Source organism: Heliomicrobium modesticaldum Ice1, assembly GCF_000019165.1.
Lineage (GTDB): Bacteria > Bacillota > Desulfitobacteriia > Heliobacteriales > Heliobacteriaceae > Heliomicrobium > Heliomicrobium modesticaldum.
Window position 1 is genome coordinate 2,093,751 of record NC_010337.2, and the last position, 24,845, is coordinate 2,118,595.

Annotated in this window: 24 protein-coding genes; all 24 read left to right on the top strand. The window is 61.0% G+C overall.

Annotated elements, in window-relative coordinates; genetic code table 11:
* Window positions 1-6 precede the first annotated feature (6 nt).
* The 24 genes from proC (at window position 7) to HM1_RS09550 (ending at window position 24,719) form a co-directional block, all read left to right on the top strand.
* The gene (gene proC / locus HM1_RS09435) at window positions 7-837 is read left to right on the top strand and encodes a pyrroline-5-carboxylate reductase (protein ID WP_012283148.1); all 831 of its coding nucleotides are present in this window, start codon (window positions 7-9) and stop codon (window positions 835-837) included.
* A gap of 50 nt (window positions 838-887) precedes the next feature.
* Window positions 888-1,154, top strand: a complete 267-nt coding sequence (locus tag HM1_RS09440) for a YggT family protein (protein WP_012283149.1) — start codon at window positions 888-890, stop codon at window positions 1,152-1,154.
* Window positions 1,155-1,946 (top strand): YlmH family RNA-binding protein, encoded by a 792-nt coding sequence (locus HM1_RS14685; protein ID WP_012283150.1) that lies wholly within the window; start codon window positions 1,155-1,157, stop codon window positions 1,944-1,946. It begins immediately after the preceding gene.
* Window positions 1,947-2,042: 96 nt separating this feature from the next.
* Complete coding sequence (locus HM1_RS09450) at window positions 2,043-2,573, top strand: DivIVA domain-containing protein (protein ID WP_012283151.1); 531 nt, start codon at window positions 2,043-2,045, stop codon at window positions 2,571-2,573.
* A complete protein-coding gene (locus HM1_RS09455; RefSeq protein ID WP_012283152.1) occupies window positions 2,573-2,863 on the top strand; it encodes a DUF167 domain-containing protein in 291 nt (96 codons plus the stop codon). The genes HM1_RS09450 and HM1_RS09455 overlap by 1 nt, the downstream gene beginning before the upstream one ends.
* 501 nt (window positions 2,864-3,364) lie before the next feature.
* The gene (gene ileS, locus HM1_RS09460) at window positions 3,365-6,112 is read left to right on the top strand and encodes an isoleucine--tRNA ligase (RefSeq protein ID WP_049754248.1); all 2,748 of its coding nucleotides are present in this window, start codon (window positions 3,365-3,367) and stop codon (window positions 6,110-6,112) included.
* 61 nt (window positions 6,113-6,173) lie between these two features.
* Entirely contained in the window at window positions 6,174-6,758 is a 585-nt protein-coding gene (locus HM1_RS09465) for a phosphate propanoyltransferase (RefSeq protein ID WP_148207121.1), read from the top strand.
* A 178-nt stretch (window positions 6,759-6,936) separates the two neighbouring features.
* The gene (locus HM1_RS09470) at window positions 6,937-7,227 is read left to right on the top strand and encodes an ACT domain-containing protein (protein WP_012283155.1); all 291 of its coding nucleotides are present in this window, start codon (window positions 6,937-6,939) and stop codon (window positions 7,225-7,227) included.
* An 87-nt stretch (window positions 7,228-7,314) separates the two neighbouring features.
* Window positions 7,315-8,682, top strand: a complete 1,368-nt coding sequence (locus HM1_RS09475) for a PFL family protein (RefSeq protein ID WP_012283156.1) — start codon at window positions 7,315-7,317, stop codon at window positions 8,680-8,682.
* A 108-nt stretch (window positions 8,683-8,790) separates the two neighbouring features.
* Window positions 8,791-9,102 (top strand): DUF5665 domain-containing protein, encoded by a 312-nt coding sequence (locus HM1_RS09480; protein ID WP_012283157.1) that lies wholly within the window; start codon window positions 8,791-8,793, stop codon window positions 9,100-9,102.
* Between the two features lie 80 nt (window positions 9,103-9,182).
* The gene (locus tag HM1_RS14690; RefSeq protein WP_012283158.1) at window positions 9,183-9,899 is read left to right on the top strand and encodes a TraR/DksA C4-type zinc finger protein; all 717 of its coding nucleotides are present in this window, start codon (window positions 9,183-9,185) and stop codon (window positions 9,897-9,899) included.
* A gap of 165 nt (window positions 9,900-10,064) precedes the next feature.
* On the top strand, window positions 10,065-10,346 hold the full coding sequence (locus HM1_RS09490; protein WP_012283159.1) for an alpha/beta-type small acid-soluble spore protein: 282 nt from the start codon (window positions 10,065-10,067) through the stop codon (window positions 10,344-10,346).
* 117 nt (window positions 10,347-10,463) lie between these two features.
* Complete coding sequence (gene lspA / locus HM1_RS09495; protein WP_012283160.1) at window positions 10,464-10,979, top strand: signal peptidase II; 516 nt, start codon at window positions 10,464-10,466, stop codon at window positions 10,977-10,979.
* Window positions 10,980-11,075: 96 nt separating this feature from the next.
* A complete protein-coding gene (locus HM1_RS09500; protein ID WP_012283161.1) occupies window positions 11,076-12,185 on the top strand; it encodes an RluA family pseudouridine synthase in 1,110 nt (369 codons plus the stop codon).
* Window positions 12,186-12,394: 209 nt separating this feature from the next.
* A complete protein-coding gene (gene pyrR / locus HM1_RS09505; RefSeq protein ID WP_012283162.1) occupies window positions 12,395-12,943 on the top strand; it encodes a bifunctional pyr operon transcriptional regulator/uracil phosphoribosyltransferase PyrR in 549 nt (182 codons plus the stop codon).
* Between the two features lie 138 nt (window positions 12,944-13,081).
* Entirely contained in the window at window positions 13,082-14,020 is a 939-nt protein-coding gene (locus HM1_RS09510) for an aspartate carbamoyltransferase catalytic subunit (RefSeq protein ID WP_012283164.1), read from the top strand.
* Entirely contained in the window at window positions 14,004-15,299 is a 1,296-nt protein-coding gene (locus HM1_RS09515; protein WP_012283165.1) for a dihydroorotase, read from the top strand. Before HM1_RS09510 ends, HM1_RS09515 begins: the two co-directional genes overlap by 17 nt.
* 105 nt (window positions 15,300-15,404) lie before the next feature.
* A complete protein-coding gene (carA, locus tag HM1_RS09520; RefSeq protein WP_012283166.1) occupies window positions 15,405-16,490 on the top strand; it encodes a glutamine-hydrolyzing carbamoyl-phosphate synthase small subunit in 1,086 nt (361 codons plus the stop codon).
* A gap of 2 nt (window positions 16,491-16,492) precedes the next feature.
* The gene (gene carB / locus HM1_RS09525; RefSeq protein WP_041313678.1) at window positions 16,493-19,714 is read left to right on the top strand and encodes a carbamoyl-phosphate synthase large subunit; all 3,222 of its coding nucleotides are present in this window, start codon (window positions 16,493-16,495) and stop codon (window positions 19,712-19,714) included.
* A gap of 20 nt (window positions 19,715-19,734) precedes the next feature.
* Window positions 19,735-20,757, top strand: coding sequence for a dihydroorotate dehydrogenase electron transfer subunit (locus tag HM1_RS09530; protein WP_049754102.1), 1,023 nt, complete (start codon window positions 19,735-19,737; stop codon window positions 20,755-20,757).
* Window positions 20,750-21,679 carry a dihydroorotate dehydrogenase gene (locus HM1_RS09535; RefSeq protein ID WP_012283169.1) on the top strand — a complete coding sequence of 310 codons (930 nt, stop codon included), beginning with the start codon at window positions 20,750-20,752 and terminating at the stop codon, window positions 21,677-21,679. Before HM1_RS09530 ends, HM1_RS09535 begins: the two co-directional genes overlap by 8 nt.
* A gap of 177 nt (window positions 21,680-21,856) precedes the next feature.
* Entirely contained in the window at window positions 21,857-23,335 is a 1,479-nt protein-coding gene (locus HM1_RS09540) for an alkaline phosphatase family protein (protein ID WP_012283170.1), read from the top strand.
* A gap of 269 nt (window positions 23,336-23,604) precedes the next feature.
* Window positions 23,605-24,330, top strand: coding sequence for a C40 family peptidase (locus HM1_RS14695; RefSeq protein ID WP_187147766.1), 726 nt, complete (start codon window positions 23,605-23,607; stop codon window positions 24,328-24,330).
* Between the two features lie 89 nt (window positions 24,331-24,419).
* Window positions 24,420-24,719 carry an STAS domain-containing protein gene (locus tag HM1_RS09550; RefSeq protein WP_012283172.1) on the top strand — a complete coding sequence of 100 codons (300 nt, stop codon included), beginning with the start codon at window positions 24,420-24,422 and terminating at the stop codon, window positions 24,717-24,719.
* Window positions 24,720-24,845: the final 126 nt, after the last annotated feature.

A 24,845-nucleotide genomic window follows, 5' to 3' on the forward strand; every position in this document is an offset into this window, starting at 1 on the left:
GCATCATTGAAAGTTTCCCAACTGGAAGGGCGCCGGATCGGCTTCATCGGCGGCGGGGCCATGGCCGAGGCGCTGTTGCGAGGTCTCCTCGTTAACGTCCCGGCTGATCGCCTGACTGTTTCCGATGTATCGCAGGCGCGCCTCGACTCGCTCCATGCGCAACTGGGCGTCATCGTCACCCCTGACAATGAGGAAGTCTGCCGTCGTTCCGACATCTTGGTGCTGGCCGTCAAGCCTCAGGTGCTGCCGGCTGTGCTGGCGCCGCTCAAAGCGGCGGGGGCAATTCTTCCCCGGCACCTGGTCATCTCCATCGCCGCCGGCATCACCCTGGCCCAACTGGAGGACTGGCTCTCTCCAGAGATCCCTGTGGTGCGGGTGATGCCCAACACGCCGGCCCTCGTCGGCATGGGCGCGTCGGCCCTGTCGGGCGGGCGAAGCGCCTCAACGGCCGATGTGGAGATGGCCCGTCAGCTCTTGGAGGCTGTCGGTCTGGCCGAGGTGCTGCCGGAGTCGTATCTGGACGCCGTGACGGCTTTGAGCGGGAGCGGCCCGGCTTATGTGTACCTCTTCATCGAGGCATTGATCGATGCCGGGGTCAAAGAAGGGCTGCCGCGCGACCTGGCTCGCCGGTTGGCCCTGCAGACGGTCATCGGTTCGGCTGAGATGATCCGCCGCACTGGCAACCATCCCGCTGTGGAGCGCGATAAGGTGACCTCGCCCGGCGGCACCACCATCGCCGGCGTCCAGGCGCTGGAGGATGGCGGATTCCGTTCCTCTGTCTTCGCCGCTGTTCACGCGGCTACCCGCCGCGCCCGCGAACTGTCAGGTTCCCGATGAAATGACCCGGCCCTTCTGCCGGGTTCTTGCGTGAAATGGAGGTTGACGAGTTGGGAATCGGCGAGACCTATCAGATCATCAACATCGCCTTTGAGGTGCTGAAGTTTCTCATCGTCATCAGGGTGATCCTCTCCTACTTCCCCCACAACCCGGACGGGACGATCATCCGCTTCATCTACGACCTCACCGAACCGCTCCTGTCGCCGCTGCGGCGGATCATCCCTGTGCCGGCCTCGCTTCCCCTCGATTTTTCCCCCATCGTCGCCTATATCCTGTTGGAGGTCCTGGAGCGTCTGTTGCTCCAATTGCTCTTCTAGATGGACGCTGCCCGTGAACGACGATTCTCGCACCTGCCGCCGGGGGAGGGACGGGAAAAGCTGGCCCGGATCGCCGATCAGGCGGCACAGTGCCGGCGGACGCACCGCCAGCAGGTGACCGATTTTCTGGAGCCCTACCTGCGCAAGGCGGCTCAGGAACTGCTCCGCGGACCCGGTGGGGTTCTCTGTGTCGCTGACGGGGGATATGAGGGCGCTGAGCGCCAGCGGCTCGTCCTCTTGCCTGACGAAGAGGACAGGCCCGACAGCCGCATCTGCTGGGTCCTGGCAGAGCCGGTCAGGAAAGGGGAAAGGATCGGCCACCGCGACTACCTCGGCGCCTTGCTCGGATTGGGGATCCGCCGGGAAAAGGTGGGCGACCTGAAACGGACCGAGCGGGGCTGTGCCGTCGTGCTCGATTGTGACGTCGCCCGCTATGTGGAGGCCCAGTGGCGTCAGGTCCGCCAGTCCGCCCTGACGGTCCGCGTCATCGACGACGGGACGGTCCACGCCTTCATCGATGAGGGGGAGGAGCGGACGATCACCGTCGCCTCCCTGCGATTGGATGCGCTGATCGCCGCCATCTGGCATCTATCCCGTTCGCGGGCTGATGAGGTCATTGGGCGGGGATTGTTGAAGGTGAACGGCCTTGAGATGACCGACGGGAGCAAAAGCGCCGACGAGGGGGACATCCTCTCGCTGCGCGGTTTTGGACGAGCCATCCTGCGTGCTGTCGGCGGCGAGACGAGGAAAGGACGCATCCGGCTCACGGTCTGGCAACCGGTCGACCGCTGAGGGCAGACTGTTGAAGAGACCGACCGTTGAAGGGGTTACGGTGAATTGGCTGACAGGTCAGGGGCCGCCGGTAAACGCCGGTGAAGGAGGTTAGCGATGCTGACACCGCTTGATATCCACCAGAAGGAGTTTCGCAAGGGCGCCTGGGGCTACAAGACAGAAGAGGTGGACGAGTTCCAACGCCAGGTCGCCCAGTCCTTCGAAGAATTGTATAAAGAGAACATCCTTTTGAAGGAACAGGTGGCTCGCTGCGAGGAAAACCTGCTCCGTTACCGTCACTTGGAAGAGACTTTGAACAATACGCTGGTGCTGGCCCAGAAGACAGCCGACGAGCAACGGGCTTCAGCCGAGCGTGAAGCCGAGTTGCGGCTGAAGGAGGCGCGGCTCCAGGCGGAACAGATCGTCGCGGCGGCCTGGGCGAAACAGCAGGAGATGGAGCGCCAGTACGAACACATGCGCAACCAGTTTCGCCAGTTCCGCGTCCAGTTCCGAGCCATGCTGTTGTCCCAACTGGAGACGGTCAAAGGAGAAGATTGGGAAGAGATGGCCAACATGGATGAGCCCTTTGCCGACGCCAGGCCCTGGTCCCCTGCCGCTGTCTCGACCGGCGAGGGTCAGGCCGGCTGATGGGTTGGATTCAGGAACAGCCCGGCGGCTCGATTCGTTTCAGGATCCGGGTGCAGCCGCGGGCATCGAAAAACGAGGTCTGCGGTCTTTTAGACGATGCCTTGAAGGTCCGCCTGACGGCGCCGCCTGTCGACGGTGAGGCGAACGCCGCTTGCCTGCAGTTTATTGCCAAGACCCTCGGCCTCTCCCGCAGCCAGGTGCGTCTGGTGGCGGGGGAGACGTCGCGCTTGAAGACACTTGAGGTGGAGGGAGTCAGTGCAGAGGATTTGCGCAAGAGGTTTGACATCTGAACCAGTTTTTCAGTATAATACTCTTGCACTTTTTGCGCAGCAATCATCGAGCGTCAAGGACCGTTGATGCGAACAACGGTTGATCGCTGATACATCAAACAGCATTGATCGGGACAGGTGCGTGTAGACCGACTTGACAGCGAACCTGGGAGGGTGGAAGCCAGGGCAAGGGCGCTACCCGCATATCCCCCGGGAGCTGCGCCGCCGAACAAGAGTAAGCGGCGCCGGCAAGCGGCCGTTATGCGCATACAAGAGGTGTTTGCCCGGCAGGAACGCTGATCTCTAAAGCCTTGCAGCGCTGTAGCGAGCAGCTTTATGTCCGAAATGCAGCAGTTTTACCTGCCGGAGCGGAACGATCAAGGGTGGCACCGCGAGGGAACTCTCGCCCCTTACCAGATATGGGGCGAGGTTTTTAGTTTTAAACGAGGTGAGAGGCAAGTGAACGGGAAGGAAAGTCCCGACTACGGCAAGACGCTTAACCTGCCCCGGACGGAATTCCCCATGCGGGCGAACCTGCCGAAACGGGAACCGGAAATCATCAAGTTCTGGGAGGAGATCGACCTCTATCGAGAGGTGGCTAAGGCCAACGCCGGCAAGCCCAAGTTTATCCTCCATGACGGCCCGCCTTACGCCAACGGCGAGATCCACCTTGGCCACACGCTGAACAAGGTGCTCAAGGACTTCATCGTCAAGTTTCACTCCATGGACGGCTTTGATGCGCCTTACGTGCCCGGCTGGGATACCCACGGTCTGCCTATCGAGCAGCAGGCCATCAAGACCCTGGGCCTCAATCGCCATGCCGTCTCCACCGTCGAGTTCCGCCGCCGTTGCCAGGAATACGCCTTGAAGTATGTCGACGTCCAGCGCGAAGGCTTCAAGCGGCTCGGCGTGCGCGGCGATTGGGAGAACCCCTATATCACGCTAAAGCCCGAGTTTGAGGCCGCCCAGATCGGCGTTTTCGGCGAGATGGCCAAAAAAGGCTACATCTACAAGGGCTTAAAACCGGTCTACTGGTGCGCCTCCTGTGAGACCGCCCTAGCTGAGGCGGAGGTGGAGTACGCCGACAAGGAATCGCCCTCCATCTATGTCAAGTTCCCCGTCAAGGATTTGAAAGGCCTCTTCGACGCCAAAGACGCTTATGTGGTCATCTGGACGACGACGCCCTGGACGCTGCCGGCCAACGTGGCTGTCACGGTTCACCCTGAATTCGCCTATGTCCTCGTCCGCTTCGGCGGCGACCGGCTGATCGTGGCAAAAGAACTGTTGGCCAAGTTTATGGCCGACACCGGTCTGGAAGGCGGCCAGGTGGAGCAGACCTTTATCGGCAAGGATCTGGAGCGCCTCGTCTGTCAGCATCCCTTCTTCGAGCGCGACTCGCTGCTGATCCTGGGCGAGCATGTCACCCTGGAACAGGGCACCGGCTGCGTCCATACGGCGCCCGGTCATGGTGTCGAGGACTTTCAGGTCGGCAAGGCCTACGGTTTAGAGGTCATCTCACCTGTCGACAACCGGGGCAAGTTTACTGCCGAAGGCGGCATCTTCGCCGGCATGACGACGACCCAGGCCAACCCGGCCGTCATCGAAGAACTGAAGCAGCGGGGCCTTCTGATCCGTGCCGGCAAGATCAAGCACCAGTACCCCCACTGCTGGCGCTGCAAGCATCCCATCCTCTTCCGGGCTACCGAGCAGTGGTTCGCTTCCATCGACGGCTTCCGCAAAGAGGCGCTCGAAGCGATCGACAAGGTGCGCTGGATCCCGGCTTGGGGCCGCGACCGCATCTACAACATGGTCGCCGATCGGGGCGATTGGTGCATCTCCCGGCAACGGACCTGGGGCGTGCCGATCCCCATCTTCTACTGCGCCGACTGTGGCGCGGCGATCATCAACGACGAGACGATCAGCCATATCCAAGGCCTCTTCCGCGAGCACGGCTCTGACGTCTGGTTCGCCCGTGAGGCCGATGACCTCGTACCGCCAGGCCTGACCTGCGGCCACTGTGGCCATGGCAAGTTCCGCAAAGAGGCGGATATCATGGATGTCTGGTTTGACTCCGGCTCGTCCCATGCGGCCGTGCTGGAGACGCACAAGGACCTGCATTTCCCTGCCGACCTCTACCTGGAAGGCTCCGATCAGCACCGAGGCTGGTTCAACTCGTCCCTCTCCACGGCAGTGGCCACCAAAGGGACGGCTCCTTACAAGGCCGTCCTCACCCACGGTTTCCTCGTCGACGAGCAGGGTCGCAAAATGTCCAAATCCCTCGGCAACGGCGTCGAGCCTCAGGATGTGATCAAGGACATGGGCGCTGACATCCTGCGCCTCTGGGTCGCCTCCGTCGACTACCGGACTGATGTGGCCGCCTCGCCGAACATCATGCGCCAGACGGCCGACGGCTACCGCAAGATCCGCAACACCTTCCGCTACTTCTTGGGCAACCTTTACGACTTCGACCCGAAAGCCGACGCCGTGGCCTACGAAGATATGATCGAACTGGACCGCTGGGCCATGATGCTGCTGCACAAATTGATCCAGCGCGTCACCGCCGCTTGCCGCAACTACGAGTTCCACCTGGTCTACCATGCCGTTCACAACTTCTGCGCCGTCGACATGAGCGCTATCTACCTCGATATCATCAAAGACCGCCTCTACGCCTCGCCGGCCAAGTCGCAGGCCCGCCGGTCGGCTCAGACGGTCCTCTACCATACGGCTGACGCCCTCGTGCGGATGCTGGCGCCCTTCATCAGCTTCACCGCCGAAGAGGTCTGGGGCTACCTGCCTGGCGCTAAGGAACGGGCCAAGACGGTCCAGACGGCCGGCTGGCCGGAAGCCGACAGCCGCTATATCGACGCCGCTCTGGCCGATAAGATGGAGCGTCTCCTCGACATCCGTGCCGTCGTCTCGAAAGCCCTCGAAACAGCCCGCCAGGCCAAGGTCATCGGCCATTCCCTGGAAGCCCAGGTGCGGTTGTTTGTCGACGCCGACCTGCGGAGCTTCCTGGAAGGGGAAGACCTGGCCACCTTCTTCATCGTTTCCTCCGTCGTACTGGCAGATGCGCCTGTCGGCGCCTTCAGCGAGGCCGATGTGGCCGGATTGGCCGTCGAGGTCGCCAAGGCGCCGGGCCAGAAGTGCGAGCGCTGCTGGATCTACAGCGAAGCGGTAGGCGCCAACAAAGCGCGTCCGACCATCTGCCCGCGCTGCGCCGCCGCGCTGGAAGAGGAAATTCCACAAGCTACCGCCCCGGTGCACTCATAGGGACTGCCTGCCCCCGGTCATCCTACAGGATGGAGGATGATGACAGAAGGGGCTGAGGCCTTTGTTCGATGCAGCAAAAAAAGAGGTCACCGTGGGCGTTTCCAACCGGCATCTGCACTTGTCTGAGGCGGACCTAATCCGGCTCTTCGGCGAAGGATACCAGCCCGAACCGATGAAGGATCTGTCTCAGCCGGGGCAGTTCGCCGCCAAAGAGACATTGACCTTGATGGGCCCTAAGGGACTGATCGAGGGTGTTCGCCTGCTCATGCCGCTGCGCAAACAATCTCAGGTCGAGGTATCGGTAACGGACTGCTATAAACTGGGGATCCCGCCGGTCATCCGCGACTCGGGCGATCTGGCTGAGACACCGGGGATCACCCTGGTGGGACCGCAAGGGCAGGTGTCCCTTAAGGAAGGGGCCATCGTGGCCGCCCGCCACATCCACTTCAGCACCGGCGAGGCGGCCCAACTGGGGCTCAAAGACAAGGACCGCATCGCCGTCGAGGTGGGCGGCTTCCGGGGCTTGCGCTTCGACCATGTGTTGATCCGCGTTCACGAGACCTTTGCTGCCGAGATGCACGTAGACACCGACGAGGCCAACGCGGCGGTGATCAAGAATGGGCAGATCGTCAAAATGCTGATTTGAGATGGGTCAGTGCCCAAAGCCGGATAGCGGCGGTGAGAGAGATGCCTCTTTCACGCCGCTATTTGCGGTTCGACAAAAACAAGCAGGAGATGACGGCGCCGCCCCGAATAATAAGGAAATACCTCGAAATGGGTATTCCCGGGGGCGGCGCCCCTGATTTGCAAGGAGTGGAAAAATCATGCCAGAGAAAAAGGACAACCGTGTCATCGTCACCGTCATCGGCGCGGACCGGGTGGGGATCATCGCCAGCGTCGCCACCATCATCGCTGACGCCGGCGCGAATATCCTCGATATCAGCCAGACGATCTTGCAAGGCGAATTTTTTACCATGATCATGGTCATCGACATGAACGACGCCAAAGCCAGCTTCGAACAACTCCGCAAGTCCCTCGAAGAGAAGGGCCAGGAACTGGGTGTACAGATCATGGCCCAACACGAGGACATCTTCAAGTTCATGCATCGCATCTGATAGAGGCATCGCCATATCAATGGAAAGCGTCTGTGATTGACGGATTCATCGTTTATTTGTACTTAACCGGTCGGGAGGGTTTTGCTCATGCCCCTTTCCATATCACCTCAAGAAATTATGGAGACGATCCGCATGGTCCAGATGGAGAACCTGGACATCCGCACCATCACCATGGGGATCTCTCTGCGCGACTGTTGCCGCACCGACGCGGCATCGACAGCCAAAGCCGTCTATGACAAGGTGACCCGCATGGCCGGCGACCTGGTCAAGACCGGAGAAGAGATCGAGGGCCGCTACGGCATCCCCATCATCAACAAGCGCATCTCCGTCACCCCCATCTCCTTGATCGCAGAGAGCATGGGCCTGGACGACTACGTCACTGTCGCCAAAGCCCTCGATGACGCCGCCAAGACGGTGGGCGTCAACTTCATCGGCGGCTATTCGGCCCTCGTTCATAAGGGAATGACCCCCGGCGATCGGGCGCTCATCGAGTCGCTACCGAAAGCCTTGGCTGTCACCGAGCGCGTCTGCGCCTCGATCAACATCGCCACCACCAAGGCCGGCATCAACATGGACGCCGTGGCGCTCATGGGCCGCATCGTCAAGGCTACCGCCGAGGCGACAGCCGACCGCGACGGTCTGGGTTGCGCCAAGCTGGTCGTCTTCTGCAACGTCCCTGAAGACAACCCCTTCATGGCGGGCGCATTCCACGGCGTCGGCGAGCCGGAGTGTGTCATCAACGTAGGCGTCAGCGGCCCCGGCGTCGTCCTGAACGCCGTCCGCAAAAAGCCGGGCTGCGACTTCGGCGAACTGGCCACGATCATCAAGCAGACGGCCTTCAAGATCACCCGCATGGGCGAACTGGTCGGACGGGCCGCTTCGGAACGGCTCGGCGTGCCCTTCGGCATCGTCGACCTCTCCCTGGCGCCGACGCCGGCCATCGGCGACAGTGTGGCCGACATCCTGGAAGCGATGGGCTTGGAGCGCTGTGGCACTCACGGCACGACGGCCGCCCTGGCCCTGTTGAACGATGCCGTGAAAAAGGGCGGCGCCATGGCCTCCTCCTATGTGGGCGGCCTGTCGGGCGCCTTCATCCCTGTCAGCGAAGACGCCGGCATGATCGCCGCCGTCGAGGCGGGCGCGCTGACCCTGGACAAGCTGGAAGCGATGACCTGTGTCTGCTCTGTCGGCCTCGACATGATCGCCGTCCCCGGCGACACGCCGGCCGAGACGATCTCGGCCATCATCGCCGACGAAGCGGCCATCGGCATGATCAACCGCAAGACGACGGCCGTCCGCATCATCCCCGTGCCCGGCAAAAAGGTGGGCGACCATGTGGAGTTCGGCGGACTCCTCGGCCATGCGCCGGTCATGCCGGTCCATGGCTTTAGCGCCGCCTCCTTTGTGGCCAGGGGTGGCAGGATCCCGGCGCCGTTGCAGGCGTTGAACAACTAGGCGGAAAGTGCTTCCCCCAATTCATGCTCGGCGAACAAGCGGCTGCCTTAAATGTCTTTCATGGGCAGTAAAATCATGGCACATACTATGCCCAGGCAGGTGGGCAAAATGGAAAGAGAAGAACCGCAGGTCGACAGGCGGCTCGTCGAATCGCTCAATGAGCGGATCGCCATGCTGGCCCTGGATATGGAGAAGATCCGCGTGGCCGAGTACGTGGACCTCTTTAACGACCCGAAACGCCTCTTATACCTGAACTTTTTAGCCGGACTGGCGCGCGGTCTGGGCATGACCGTCGGCTTTACAGTCCTCGGCGCCGTGGCTGTGCTGATCCTGCGCGAATTGGTGGTGCTCAACCTGCCGCTCATCGGCGGGTTCATCGCCGAGGTGGTCCGCATGGTCCAGACCCAATTGGGCATGTAGATAAGGATCCAACACTGAGGGCCGCACAGGCAGTTTGCCCTTTTTCAAATGAAAACGAAGAGGGGAAAGAGGGGATACCGATGCCGGACAGCCATGAGGCCGCCTGGTGGCGGCTGAACGCGATGGAGACGGACATCCGGGACCAATTGACCCACATGACCCAAGATGCCCTGGGGGAATCGATGGGCGAATCGATCCAGGAACTGAGCCTTTACGACAACCATCCCGCCGATGTAGGCAGCGAGGTTTATGAGCGGGGCAAGGACCTGGCGACGCGGGATCGCTTCAGCCGGGAATTGGATGAGATCGCCAAGGCCAAACGGCGCATCAGCGAGGGCATCTACGGGATCTGCGAAAGATGCCATCAAAAAATCCCTGATGCGCGGATGGCGGCCATGCCGACGGCAACGCTCTGCATTGAATGCCAGAGCCATGAAGAGGAGTTGCACCCAGACCGCCACCCTCGGCCCATCGAAGAGGACGCGGCGCCCTACCCTTGGGGAGGGAACTCAGACAACCTCTTTTCTATCGGCGAGCATGGGACGGACCGCGACAGAAAGGATCCCACCATGTTCGATGGCGAGGACACCTGGCAGATCCTGGCTCAGTACGGCAGCTCCGATGGGCCGAGCGATATCGAGTTTACGCCTGAGTACCCCAAGATCGTGCCCAACCACTTCGAGCGGGTCGGAGGGACGGAGGCCATCGAGATGATCCCTGTCGAAAAGGGGAAAGATGGTGTCTTTTATCAGGATATGGATGGCGTCGATGACGAAGAGGGACCCCGTCGCCTGTAAGCCGGCCTTGTGCCGGCTTTTATGTTTCTAAAATCATCCCAACGCTGTCACGGCATGGACAGCGCGGCAAGGACTATGGTTTTTAACAGGAGCTTCATAATATGAAGAGGACTTCGGTGAGACATGCTATGCCTAGACCAGTACGGGAGGAGGTGAAGAACAGGAATGCCGAACCGGAACAAAGCCGTATTCCCTGGGGCGCAAAGCGCGCTGGACCGCTTCAAGTATGAAGTGGCCGCCGAAATCGGCCTAGCTAACAAGGTTCAAAGCGCCGGCTGGGAAAACATGACCACACGTGAAGTTGGCTCCATCGGTGGTTTCATGACCAAGAAGATGGTCCAACTGGCCGAGCAGCAACTCGCCCAGAGCAACGGCGTTTCCGCGACCCTGGCCCGTTCTGCCGGAGCCGACGCCCAACAAGGTGCGCTTCAAGATTCCGGCCGATAGGTTTTACCATACAGAGGTCAGCCGCAAGGCTGGCCTTTGTCGCGCTTGGTTGCACCCCTGGCCCCAGCGTGCTAAAATGTTTCAGATTGGGCACTCTGGAAAAGGAGGGACCGGACTGTGCGCCACGAACCATCGAGACGAATCGGCAATGGCCTTTTCTGGATTATTTTGCTGGCCACGATCGCCGTTGATCAACTGACGAAGATCATCGTGCAGATGAAGATGGTAGAGCACGAATCGATTCCGCTGCTCCCCAACATATTTCACCTCACTTACATCCTCAATCCTGGCGCCGCCTTTGGCATGCTGGCCAACAAGACCTTCTTTTTCATCGCTGTCACGGTGCTCGTCGTCGCCGCCATTTTATATTTTTACCGCCGCGTGCCGGAGGATCAGATCTGGCTGCGCCTGGGTCTCGCCCTACAGGCCGGCGGCGCTGTAGGTAACCTGATCGACCGGTTCCGCACGGGCCTGGTCATCGATTTTTTCGACTTTCGCGTCTGGCCTGTCTTTAACGTGGCCGATACGGCCATCTCTATAGGCGTGGCGTTGATCATGCTCAGTCTGTTGCTGGCGCCGGATGAGGAGAAAAAGCCTGTGCCATCCAGCGAGTCGACAGGCTCCGGCGAATAATTTAGAAAAAACAGTCGGGCTTCGCGTCATAGATAAGATGCGGACTCGAGTTGCCTAAGGGAGTGCTGGATTCTAGAGGAATGGAGCCCGAACACCATGTCTTTTAAAAGGATAGAATCTCCAAAAAGCCAGGACCTAAATTCCCCGGACCTGGCGACTGAGGAACTGGACATCGAGGTAGAATCCCGACGGCCCGAATTGGTCCGTCTTACCGTCACGCCGGCAGAGGCCGACAGCCGCGTCGATGTTTGGCTGGTGCAGAAGGGGCTTGTGCCTTCGCGCTCCCATGGCCAGAACTGGATCAAAGAGGGCCTTGTCACCCTGGACGGGGGGCCGTTGAAAGCCAACTACCGCCTGCGTCCCGGCGATGTGATCGAGGTGGCGCCGCCTGCGCCGGAAGCAGTGGAGATCCTCCCGGAGGATATCCCGCTGGAAATCATCTTCCAGGATGCTGATATCGCCGTGATCAACAAACCGGCCGGTCTCGTCGTTCACCCGGCTGAGGGTCACTGGTCGGGCACGCTCGTCAACGCGCTGCTCTACCACATCAAAGACCTGTCGGGGATCAACGGCGAGCTGCGGCCCGGCATCGTCCACCGCATCGACAAGGATACCTCCGGCCTGCTGGTGGTCGCGAAAAACGATCGCGCCCACATCCACCTGACAGAGCAGGTGAAGGACCACCGGGTGCGCCGCGAGTACCTGGCCGTCGTGCACGGTGTCATCGGCGCCGAAACGGGTCGCGTCGAGGCGCCGATCGGCCGCGATCCGAAAGACCGTCAGCGCATGGCCGTCATCGCCGGCGGAAAAAGCGCCATCACCCATTTTCGCGTCCTGGCTCGTTATCCGGAACAGGGCTTCAGCCTGCTCCACTGCCGTTTAGAGACGGGTCGGACCCACCAGATCCGTGTCCACCTGGCCCATATCGGTCATCCCGTCGCCGGCGACCCGAAGTACGGCCCCCGCAAAGCCGCTTTTGGTCTCACCGGGCAGGCGCTCCACGCTTGGAAGCTGGAATTCGTCCATCCTCGCAGCGGCGAGCCGATGCGGTTTCAGGCGGATCCGCCAGAACCCTTCGTACAGGTGCTTCAAGCGCTTCAGATGACCCCAACAAATCAAAGGGACCAAGCGAATCAATCGGACCAAACAAATCGAACGACTCAAGGGCTCGCTGTTGACAAAATTCGACCTCTCGAGGTATACTGATCAGTAACAGGAACCCCCCTTTAATTCGGTCCCGTGAGGCCGGCAAGGTTGGGTATCGTGAGTGAAGGACATAGGTGTGCCCTTCGCCTGCAGGCAGCTTTGCCTCAGGTAAAGGGCGCTTCCTTGCATGAGACGATAAGCCTATCTTTGCCGGTGACGGTGGGGATAGGCTTTTTTGCTTTCCCCCGACGCGAAAGGAGGACCCCAGGATGAAGCTCCTCGACAAAGCCCTGCTGATGGACGGCGACGCCATCCGCCGCGCCATCACCCGCATCGCCCATGAGATCCTGGAAAAGAACGAGGGCATCGAACAGCTGGCCCTTGTCGGCATCCGGCGGCGCGGCGTCCCGCTGGCCAAACGGCTGCAGGAGAAGATCCAGGAGATTGAGGGGACGACGGTGCCCCTTGGCGCGCTGGACATCACCCTCTACCGCGACGACCTGACGACCCTCGATGTGCAACCTGTCATTCATAAGACGGAGGTTCCTTTCTCTCTCCATGGCAAAAAGGTCGTCCTCGTCGACGACGTGCTCTATACGGGCCGCACCGTGCGGGCCGCCCTGGATGCCCTCATCGACATCGGCCGCCCCCAGGTGATCCAACTGGCCGTCCTGATTGACCGGGGTCACCGGGAACTGCCCATCCGGGCCGACTATGTGGGCAAGAACGTGCCCACCTCCAAACGAGAAGTGATCTCCGTCCGCGTCATGGAAGTGGATGGAGAAGACGGCGCTTCCATCCAGGACATGGTTGACTGATGGTTCGCCAGTCGCCTCGCGGCATGCACCGGGAGGCTTTTTTGCGGACATTTTGCAGACAACCTGTCGGCAAGGCCAGCGCCGAGGGCCGGGCTATTGACAGGGCCATCGATAACGGATAAGGGGGACAGAACAACCATGGCATGGCAGCACAAAGACCTGCTGGGCCTGCGCGGCTTAGCGAAGCAGGAGATCGAGCTGATTCTGGATACGGCGGCGCCGATGAAAGACATCATCGGTCGCGACATCAAGAAGGTCCCCACACTGCGCGGCAAGTCGATCGTCTGTCTTTTTTACGAGGCGTCGACGCGGACCCGCACCTCTTTTGAACTGGCCGGCAAGTTCATGAGTGCCGACACGGTGAACATCGCCGCCGCCAGCTCCTCTGTCGTCAAAGGGGAGTCGCTCATCGATACGGGCAAGACCTTGGATGCGATGGGCACTGATATCATTGTGATTCGACATGCCGCTTCCGGGGCGCCCCACCTGCTGGCCAAGCATGTGAAGGCCCGCGTCGTCAACGCCGGCGACGGCGCTCATGAGCACCCCACCCAAGGTCTGCTCGACCTGTACACCATCAAGGAACGCAAAGGCCGCCTGGAAGGCTTGACGGTGACCATCCTGGGCGACGTCCTCCACTCGCGGGTGGCCCGTTCGAACATCTGGGGACTGCGGACGATGGGCGCCGAGGTCCGCCTTTGCGGACCTTCGACCCTGCTGCCGCCGGAACTGGCGATCACCGGGGTGAAGGTCTTCACCCGCATCGAGGAGGCCCTCGAAGGCGCCGATGTGGTCAACGTGTTGCGGTTGCAACTGGAGCGGCAGAAGAAAGGACTCTTCCCGACGATCCGCGAGTATGCCCGCCAGTTCGGCCTCAACCAGGAGCGGCTCAAGCGCTGCAAGAGCGATGTGCTCGTTCTCCATCCGGGGCCGATGAACCGGGGCGTCGAGATCGCCGACGATGTGGCCGATGCCGATTTCGCGGCCATTGAGGAGCAGGTGACCAACGGGGTGGCTGTGCGCATGGCCATACTCTACCTGATGATGGGAGGAAGCGGCAGTGGCGCTGTACATTAAAGGCGGGCGGGTCATCGACCCGGCCAACGGCATCAACAAGATCGCTGATGTTAAAATCGAAAAGGGCATCATCGCCGGCATCGACGATTATTCCGGTGCGATCACCGAAGCGGATGAGGTCATGGAAGCGGCAGGCAAACTGGTCGTTCCCGGCCTGATCGATATCCACTGCCACCTGAGAGAGCCGGGCCTGGAGGCGAAAGAGACCATCGCCACCGGCACCCGGGCGGCGGCCCGCGGCGGTTTTACCGCTCTCTGCGCCATGCCGAACACGAAACCGGTCTGCGATTCCCAGACGGGCGTCGAGTTTGTCATCAACCGCGCCAAGGCGGCTGGCCTCGTCCGCGTCTACCCCGTCGGCGCCATCACCAAGGGCTCGGAAGGACAGGAGCTGGCCGAGATGGCTGACATGGCCGCCTGCGGCGCCGTGGCTTTCTCCGATGACGGCAAACCGGTGCCCCGCTCCGACATCATGCGGCTGGGGCTGCAATATGCCCAGATGGTCGGCAAGGTGATCATCAGCCATTGCGAAGACCCCGAACTGGCCAAAGACGGCGTCATGCACGAAGGCTACTGGTCGACGGTGCTCGGCTTGCGCGGCATTCCGGCGGCGTCCGAGGCGATCATGGTCGCCCGCGACATCCTCCTGGCAGAGAGCGTCGGCGCTAAGCTGCACATCGCCCATGTCTCGACGGCCCGCTCGGTCGAACTCATCCGCCAAGCCCAATGGCGCGGCGTCAACGTGACCGGCGAGGTCTGTCCCCATCACCTGGCCCTCACTGACGCCGACGTGGAAGGCTTCAACACAGCGACGAAGGTCAACCCACCCTTGCGGACCGACCAGGACCGCGAGGCCCTTCGCTCGGCCTTGAACGACGGCACCCTGACCATCTTGGCGACAGACCACGCGCCCCATACAGCCGAAGAAAAGGCCTGTGAATACAACTACGCCCCCTTCGGCATCTCAGGCCTGGAGACGGCCTGGCCGCTCTTTTGGCGTGAACTGGTTGAATCGGGCGTGATGACCCTGCCGTCCTTCGTCGCCGCCATGACGGTGGCCCCGGCCAAGCGCCTCGGCCTGCCTGGCGGCACCCTCTCGACGGGCGTGGCGGCCGATGTGACCATCATCGACCCCGAATACACCGAAACGGTTACCCTGGAGAACTGGCAGTCGAAAGGCAAGAACACACCCTTTGTCGGCCAGACACTGCGCTCCTGGCCGGTGGCGACGATCGTCGGCGGGCGCGTGGTCATGCGGGATCGCCAGGTGATCGGTTAAACCTGTCAAGATACAGACTGAGAGATTAGAGGCTCTCTTAGACTACACTTCTTAAGGCCGGCCAACCGGCCTTACGCTAGCGCGGCGGCAGTACAGGAGGTTTATATGGAAAAGGGTTATCTCATCCTGGAAGACGGCTCTGTCTGGGAAGGGCAGGCCTTTGGCGCAAGGGGGCAGCGACCTGGCGAGGTCGTATTCAATACAGGTATGACCGGTTATCAGGAATTGCTCACCGATCCCTCCTATTGCGGGCAGATCGTCGTCATGACCTATCCGCTGATCGGCAACTACGGCATCAACGAAGAGGATTTTGAATCGCGCCAGCCCTTTTTGCGCGGCTTCATCGTCCGCGAATGGGCGGAGATCCCTTCCAACTGGCGCAGCCGAGACACCATCAACGGCTACCTGAAACAAGCCGGCGTCATCGGCCTCGCCGGTGTGGACACGCGCGCCCTCACCCGTCGCCTGCGCAGCCACGGCACGATGCGCGGCATCATCGCCACTGGCGATGTCGACAGGGTAGCCCTGGTCCAGCAGGCCCAGCAGGCGCCGCACATCTCCGGCCAGCCTCTCGTCGACGAGGTGACCGTGAAGGAACGCAGCGTCATGGAGAACGACGGCTTCCATGTGGCCCTCCTCGACTACGGCGCTAAGGACAACATCGCCCGGTCGCTGCACCTGCGCGGCTGCAAGGTGACGATCCTGCCGGCGCGGACGACGGCTGCTGAGGTGCTCGCCCTCAATCCCGACGGGATCATGCTCTCCAACGGGCCGGGAGACCCTCGGGACGTGCCCTACGCCGTCGAGGCGGTCAAGGCGCTGCTCGGCAAAAAGCCGGTATTTGGCATCTGCCTGGGCCATCAGATCATCGGCCTGGCCGTGGGCGCGAAAGCCTACAAGCTGCCCTTCGGCCACCGCGGCTCCAACCACCCCGTCAAGGACCTGGCGACAGGCCGCGTCTACATCACCAGCCAAAACCACGGCTTTGTCATCGACGGCGACAGCGTCCCCGCCGGTGTGATCGTCTCCCATATCAACATGAACGACGGCTCTGTCGAGGGCCTCGCTTTTACCGATATGCCCGCCTTCTCCGTCCAGTACCACCCCGAGGCATGCCCCGGTCCGGACGATTCGGGCTACCTCTTTGACCGGTTCATCGATCTCATGAAGCAAACGGAAGGGAGGGCCTAAGCATGCCGAAGGATCCTACACTGCGCCGGGTCATGGTCATCGGTTCCGGCCCCATCGTCATCGGCCAGGCGGCCGAGTTCGATTACGCCGGCACCCAGGCGTGTGGCGCCCTCAGAGAAGAAGGCCTGGAAGTCATCCTGGTCAACTCCAACCCGGCCACGATCATGACCGACGCCAACATCGCCGACCGAGTCTACATTGAGCCCCTCACCCCCGAATTCGTCACCCGCATCCTCCGCAAAGAGCGCCCCGACGGCCTGCTGCCGACCCTCGGCGGTCAGGTGGGCCTTAACATCGCCCGCTCCCTCGCCAAGAGCGGCGTCCTCGACGAACTGGGCGTCCGGCTCCTCGGCACGCCCCTGGCGGCCATCGAAAAGGCCGAGGACCGGGAACTGTTCAAGGCCATGATGGAGCAGATCGGTGAGCCGGTGCCTGAGTCGACCATCGTCGAATCGGTCGAGGCCGCCCTGGCCTTCGGCGAAAAGGTCGGCTTCCCGCTGATCATCCGCCCCGCCTACACATTAGGCGGCACCGGCGGCGGCATCGCCACCGACATGGAATCCCTGAAGACCTACGCCATCAAGGGCCTCAAGCACTCGGCCATCCACCAGATCCTCGTCGAGCGCAGCGTCGCCGGCTGGAAGGAGATCGAGTACGAGGTTATCCGTGACGGCGCCGACAACTGCATCACCGTCTGCAACATGGAGAACATCGACCCGGTCGGTGTTCACACAGGCGACTCCATCGTCGTGGCCCCCTCGCAGACACTCTCCGACAAGGAGTACCAGATGCTGCGGACGGCGTCGCTGAAGATCATCCGCGCTTTGGGCATCGAAGGCGGCTGCAACGTCCAGTATGCCTTGAACCCCAAGTCGTTTGAGTACATCGTCATCGAGGTCAATCCCCGCGTCAGCCGCTCATCGGCGCTGGCTTCCAAGGCGACGGGCTACCCTATCGCCAAGGTGGCCGCCAAGATCGCCATCGGCAAGACCCTCGACGAGATCAAAAACGCCGTCACCGGCAAGACCTACGCCTGCTTCGAGCCGGCCCTCGACTACTGTGTCCTCAAGATCCCCCGCTGGCCCTTCGACAAGTTCGCCGACGCCAAGCGCACTCTGGGCACCCAGATGAAGGCCACCGGCGAGGTCATGGCCATCGACCGCGCCTTCGAACCGGCCCTGATGAAGGCCATCCGCTCCATGGAGATGGGCGTCGTCGGCCTCTGGCACAAGGACATCGCCGATTGGAACGATGTCAGCCTGGAAAGAGGGCTCGTCGAAGCCGACGACCGCCGGCTCTTCGTCGTCGCTGAGGCGATGCGCCGCGGCTGGTCTCTAGAGCGGCTCCAGGACCTCACCAAAATCGATATGTTTTTCCTCGTCAAGATCGCCAACCTCGTCCGTATGGAACAGGAATTGGCCCGCTATGCCGGCCAGGGCCTTAACAAGCTCCCCGCCGATCTGCTGAAAAAGGCGAAACGGATGGGCTTCGCCGACGCCGACCTCTCCCGCATCACCGGCATCGCCGAGATGGACCTGCGCGCTTACCGCTTCGACACCGGCATCAGGCCTGTCTATAAAATGGTCGACACCTGCGCCGCCGAGTTTGAGGCTGAAACGCCCTACTTCTATTCCACCTATGATCAGGAAGACGAGGCGGTGCCAACGCCGCGGCGCAAGATCGCCGTCATCGGCTCCGGCCCGATCCGCATCGGCCAGGGCATCGAGTTCGACTACTGCTCTGTCCACTCTGTTTGGGCGATCCGCGATGCCGATTACGAGTCGGTGATCATCAACAACAACCCCGAGACGGTCTCCACCGACTTCGACACAGCCGATCGGCTCTACTTTGAACCGCTCCTGTCGGAAGACGTGGTCCACGTGCTGGCGAAGGAAAAGCCCCAGGGCGTCATCGTTCAGTTCGGCGGTCAGACAGCCATCAACCTGGCCGGTCCCCTGCAAAAGGCCGGATTTAACATCTTGGGCACCTCGGTCGACGACATCGACCGGGCCGAGGACCGGGACCGTTTCGATCAGGTGTTGACCGAACTAGGCATCACCAAGCCGCCCGGCCGTACAGCTACCTCTGTCGAGGGCGCTCTCGAAGTAGCCCGCGAGATCGGCTACCCTGTTCTCGTCCGCCCCTCTTATGTCCTCGGCGGCCGGGCCATGGAGATCGTCTACAACGACGAAGATTTGGAATCGTACATGGCCAACGCCGTCAAGGTCAACCCCGAACACCCGGTTCTCGTCGACAAGTACCTCATCGGCACCGAGATCGAGGTCGACGCCATCGCCGACGGCGAGCAGGTGCTCATCCCGGGCATCATGGAGCATGTGGAGCGCGCCGGCGTCCACTCGGGCGACTCGACAGCCGTCTTCCCGGCCCAGGGCTTGACGAAAGAACAGACGGACAGGATCATCGACTACACGACCCGCCTGGCCCTGCACCTCAACATCCGCGGCGTCGTCAACATTCAGTATGTCATGCACGAGGGGCAGATCTACGTCATCGAGGTCAACCCACGCTCCAGCCGCACCGTGCCCTACCTCTCCAAGGTGACAGGCATCCCCATCATCAAGATCGCCACCCGCATCATCCTCGGCGAGTCGCTGGCCGATCAGGGCTATCAAGGCGGACTCGCCCCGGCCCCGGCCTACACGGCTGTCAAGGCGCCTGTCTTCTCCTTCGGCAAGCTCCTCGACGTGGAGACCTCCCTCGGCCCGGAGATGAAATCGACGGGCGAGGTCATGGGCGTCGATGCCGACTTCCATAAAGCCTTCTACAAGGCCCTCGTGGCGGCGGGGATGGACATCCCGACGAAAGGGACCATCCTGGCCACCATCGCCGACAAGGACAAGGAAGAGGCCATCCCTCTTCTAAAGGAGTTCTCCAACCTGGGCTACAACCTGGTCGCCACGTCCGGCACGGCCGACGCCTTGCAGGCGGCCGGCGTCAGCGTCCAGCAGGTCAACAAGATCGGTGAGGGCTCGCCCCACCTGATCGACCTCGTCCGGGAGGATAAGGTGCAGCTGATCATCAACACCCTCACCAAGGGCAAACAGCCGGAGCGCGACGGCTTCCGCATCCGCCGGGCGGCGGTGGAGCACTCCATCCCCTGCCTGACCTCTCTCGACACGGCCCGGGTCATCCTCCAGACCCTGCGCACCATTCACGGCGGCGGCGACTTTGACATGGTGCCGCTGCAAGAGTATCTCGCCTAAGGGCGGAGGGAGTGACGAAGGTGCCTGCTGAAAGCAACGTGCTGTCTGAGTCTAAGGCCCCCTCTGAACTGAACAGATCTGCTGAAACGAAGGGGTCAGCGAAAAGAATTTCCTCTACCAACAGTTCTGCCGTGCTGGCCGACGCCGCCATCTTATCTCAAGAACTACTGAAGCCGGGCTTTTTCCGCCTTGTTCTCTCCGCGCCGGAACTGGCCCGGCGCTGCCAGCCCGGCCAGTTTGTTCAGGTTCGCGTCAGTGACGGCATCGACCCGCTGCTGCCTCGTCCGATCAGCATCCACGGTTTCGACGGGGAGCAGGGGACCCTCTCGCTGCTCTACCATGTGGCCGGACAGGGGACGGGCAAGCTGTCTCGTCTCGCCGCCGGAGCGTCGCTAAAGGTCTGGGGACCCCTCGGGAGAGGGTGGGTCATGCCCGATCATCTTACCAAAACTTCCTCTCTTCGCGATGTCGACAACCGAATCAGGGGTTCCGAAGATCTTGTCGGCGGCCCTGAAGATATTCAGACTGACGCTCCTGGTGATGCAGGTAAAATCTTGCCCCTCTTCGTCGCCGGCGGCATCGGCGTCGCGCCGCTGCCGCCGCTGGCCAAGGCCTGGCGCGACTTGGGGGCGGAAGCGATCCTGCTCTACGGCGCCCGTTCTGCCGACCAGACCGTCACCGCCGACGAGTTCGCCGCCATGGGCGTCGATGTGCGCATCGCCACGGAAGACGGCTCAGCGGGCGTGACCGGCCGGGTGACGGAACTGCTCAAAGGCCTCCATACCGGCGACAAGCTGCCGCTTCTCTACGCGTGCGGTCCCAAGCCCATGCTGAAGGCGGTGGCTCAACTGGCTGACGAACGGGGCTGGCCCTGCCAGGTCTCTTTGGAGGAGCGCATGTGCTGCGGCCTCGGCGCCTGCCTCTCCTGTGTCTGCAAGAAAAAGGCGGACGACGGAAAGGACGGCGGCAAAGGTTGGACCCATGCCAAGGTCTGCACCGATGGACCGGTCTTCTGGAGCAGGGAGGTGGTCTGGAATGGGTAGCCTGAACTTGCAGGTCAACCTGGGCGGATTGACCATGAAAAACCCCGTCACCACCGCATCGGGCACCTTCGGCTTCGGCCTCGAATTCGCACCCTTTATCGACCTCAGCCGCCTCGGGGCGATCGTTGTCAAAGGGACGACCTTGGAGCCGCGGGAGGGAAACCCGACGCCGCGCATGGCCGAGACGCCGGCAGGCATGCTCAACGCTATTGGCCTGCAAAACCCTGGGGTAGAGGCTTTCATTCGCGACTATCTGCCGCCGCTGCGGCAGATCGACACACCGGTGATCGTCAACGTCAGCGGCAACAGCGTGGAGGACTACGGCCGGTTGGCGTCCATCCTGGACGAGGCGGACGGTGTAGCCGCCCTGGAGGTCAACATCTCCTGCCCCAACGTCAAAGAGGGGGGCATCCAGTTCGGCACCCTGCCGGCTTCAGCGGCGGCGGTGACCCGGGCCGTCCGGGAGAACACGCAAAAACCGGTCATCGTCAAGTTATCGCCTAATGTGACCGACATCACCGAGATGGCCCGGGCTGTCGTCGACGCCGGCGCTGATGCCCTGGCCCTGATCAACACGCTGCTGGGCATGGACATCGACATCTGCACCCGCCGACCTGTGCTGGCTAACATCTTCGGCGGCCTCTCCGGTCCTGCCATTAAACCGGTGGCGTTGCGCATGATCTACCAGGTGTACAGAGCCGTCCATGTTCCCATCCTGGGAATGGGCGGTATCATGAACAGCCAGGACGCCATCGCCTTTATGCTGGCCGGCGCAACGGCCATCGCCGTGGGGACGGCCAACTTCACCAACCCCCGGGCCACCATGGACATCCTTGAAGGGATCGAGGAATACTGCTGTCGTGAAGGCGTGCGAGACGTCAATGAACTGATCGGCGCTGCTCATTCCCATCTGACCGGGTGACTTTCCTGCAAGGCAGCCTGATGCTTTGCCATTCGAGCCACCGTCACAAGCCTAGATTCTTTCGACAAATCAGCTTCCCATTTACGACAGCATTCTTTTCGGATATCATATAGCTGTGTGTCTCACCGATAATCAATCTCTTTTGTCCCTTTCAATGCAGCAGGAGGTGGGGGAGCAGTGCGCCGGAAGAAAGTGATCATGTTCATCATCGATTCCTTGCATCCGAAGGTATTCGATGACGTGACTCAGGACGGTTCCGCGCCTGTCCTCGCCTTTTTGCGCAAAAAGGGCATCAGCCACTCGCGGGTCGTCTCGGCTTTTCCCACCATGACCCCTACTGCCTTGAGTTCAATCGCCACCGGGGCCTATGCGGACAAGCACAAGGTACCCGGGTTCATTTGGTTTTCCGAGATGAGCCAGCGGCTCGTCAACTACGGCGCCACGCCGGGAGCCATCCTCAAATTGGGCGTCTTTCAGACCGTCAAAAACCTGCTCTACAACCTCAACCAGGAACATATCAACCCCCGCATCGAGACCTTCCACGAGATCCTGGAAGACCGGGGGTACACGTCTGGCAACATCAACTTCTTCATCTACCGGGGACGTAAAAAAAGGGAGCCGCACCTGCCGCTGCTGATCCGCCTGGCCGCCTGGCTGCGCCTGCGCGGTCCCGTCTTCGGCCCTGAGAACCTGGTCCTCGGTGAGTGCTGTCTCTCACCGAGCCTGCAAGGCTTTCGCGGTCCTGCCGGTCCCTTCAACAAGTTTGGCTTCAATGACCGCTACTCGTGCCTGGCTGCGTCGGAGTTGATCCGCCGGGGTAAACAGCCTGACTTCATGATGGTCTACCTGCCCGACAATGACGGTTACTCCCACCGGGTGGGCCCCCTCAACGCCCATCCCTGTGTCCGCAAGGCTGATCGGATGATCCAGACGGTGCTCAACGCCTTCCCCTCCTGGGAACATGCCCTGGAGGAGAACGCCTTTCTCGTCGCCGGCGACCATTCCCAGTGCCCGGTCGGCCCCAGTCACACGACGGTGCTGCTCGACAGGATGCTCTCTCGTTTTCGACGGATGGAGATGCTCTCCTGGGGCGCTGCGCGGCGCTATGATATCACCATCTGTCCCAACGAGCGGATGGCCATCGTCTATGTCCTGCGCAACCAGGAGTCGGTGCTGCCGGCTGTCGTCGACACCCTGTCCGGCGATGAGCGCATCGCCCAGATCATGTGGCGGGAGGGGGAACGCATCCGCGTCATTCAGGGCGGTTCGCGCAAATCGCTTACCTTCTGGCGCGAAAAGACCTATAAAGACACCTTCGGTGTAGACTGGAACTTCAACGGCGACCTCTCCGTCGTAGACGGCGAGGTCCGCGACGGCCTCCTCCACTTTGGCGAATATCCGGACGCTTTCTCCCGCATCGCTTCGGCCTTGGAGAGCCAGGTGACACCTCGGGTGCTCCTCTCTGCCCGGCCCGGCTTTGAGTTTTACGCCGATGACTCGCCCATCTACCCTGGGGGCGGCAGTCACGGATCGCTCCATGAGAGCGATTCCATCGTTCCCGCCGTGCTGGCCGGCACCGATCACGACCTGCCTAACCTGCGCGTGAGCGACTTTTTCCATTGGTTGATGGAAATGCTGCCGGCGCCGTCGCGGTAGGCGTTAGGGCGCAAAATCAACATCGGAGAAAGAGGTCTTTCGTCGAAAGGCAATTCGGCGAGGGGCTTTTTTTTTTGCAGGTCAGGGCCGTTAGCATGGGAGAAAGAACCTCTGCATAAGGTGGCTATGCATGATGAAAGCATGCTCTTTGTTGCAGGAAGGGAGGCATCATGATGACTGTGGCACCGACACAAGGGCAAAGACGCGCGAAAGGAATAGGCCGTTCGCTTGCCCATGTGTGGAGCGACTGTCGCGAAGGGCGGGAGAGGGTGACCCAAGGCTGGTTGGGTAGTCTCGTGGAGTTTGCAGATAGCTTAGAAATTGCGGAACCAGGCTGGCGAAAGATCCGCCTTCCGGATCAAGGCGGGTATGAAGGTTGGGTGCGAGAAGACGATCTGGTTCCGGTTTTGTTCGCAACAAATAAGGTTCTGCCGCTGGCTGTTATTGCGCAACCGTTTATCGAAATCGAGAGAGGCGGCTTTCTTCAGGATAGGGGTTGGCTGCCCATGGGCGCCCGCTTTCCTCTGCTTGATCGAAAAGAAGGATTCGTAGCGCTTCAGATGCCCCAGGGCACTCCATGTTGGATTCCCGAAGAAGCGATCAGAGCTTGGCCCAGTGATGTTCAGACAGGTGAAGAGGCCCTTCTGTTGGCCGCCAAGTTTCTCGGTCGACCCTACCTCTGGGGCGGTATGGGCTGGCCGGGCATTGACTGTTCCGGCCTTGTTTTTATCGCTTTTTGGACGTTAGGGATTATGCTACCCAGAGACGCCAAGGACCAGTGGGCTCTGCTGGAGGCAGTTGATGAAGCGAACGCTCGTCCAGGTGATCTTATTTTCTTCTCTCGTCGCCCGCCGCTGGTGGATCATGTCGGCTTGGTAGCAGGTAAGGGCGTTTTTCTTCATGCTTCAAGCAGCCTCGGCGGGGTAGCGTATTCAGATTGGCGGGAACAAAGGTGGAGGGAGCGTCTGTTCGGATTTCGACGCTCACCTGTCTAGAAAAACAAGGAAATAGGAGACCGAATTCGTCCAATTTCGACAGGAGCTAGTGGTAAAATAGAGACAACAAGGTGTAGGAGGGTAGTACGGTGCACTATATTGAGCATGAGGGACAGCAGGTAAGGGTCCGCCTAGAAGGGAGTTTTACATTTTCAACGGCTAATAAACTCAAAGATGATATTTTGAAACTTATCGATGAAGGGAGGCATTTTGTCACGATCGACATGAGCGGGGTAGATTTGATCGATAGCCTTGCCCTTGGTTCGCTGGTGGCTGTATTAAAGCGCACACATGGCTATGGCGGTAATGTGCGATTACAAAAACCGCAGGAGTTTGTCCGGGAGGTCTTGACGATTACGAAGCTGAATCAGCTGTTTGTCATCGATTGAAGAGGATAGAGGGAAAAAGCCTTTGAGCGGGAAGGGGTCTCAAAGGCTTTTTTGCGTTTTTTGAAGAAAGCCTTTATAATGGAAAGAGATCAATGATATCGGCAGCGCAGCGAAGCTGAAAAGGCG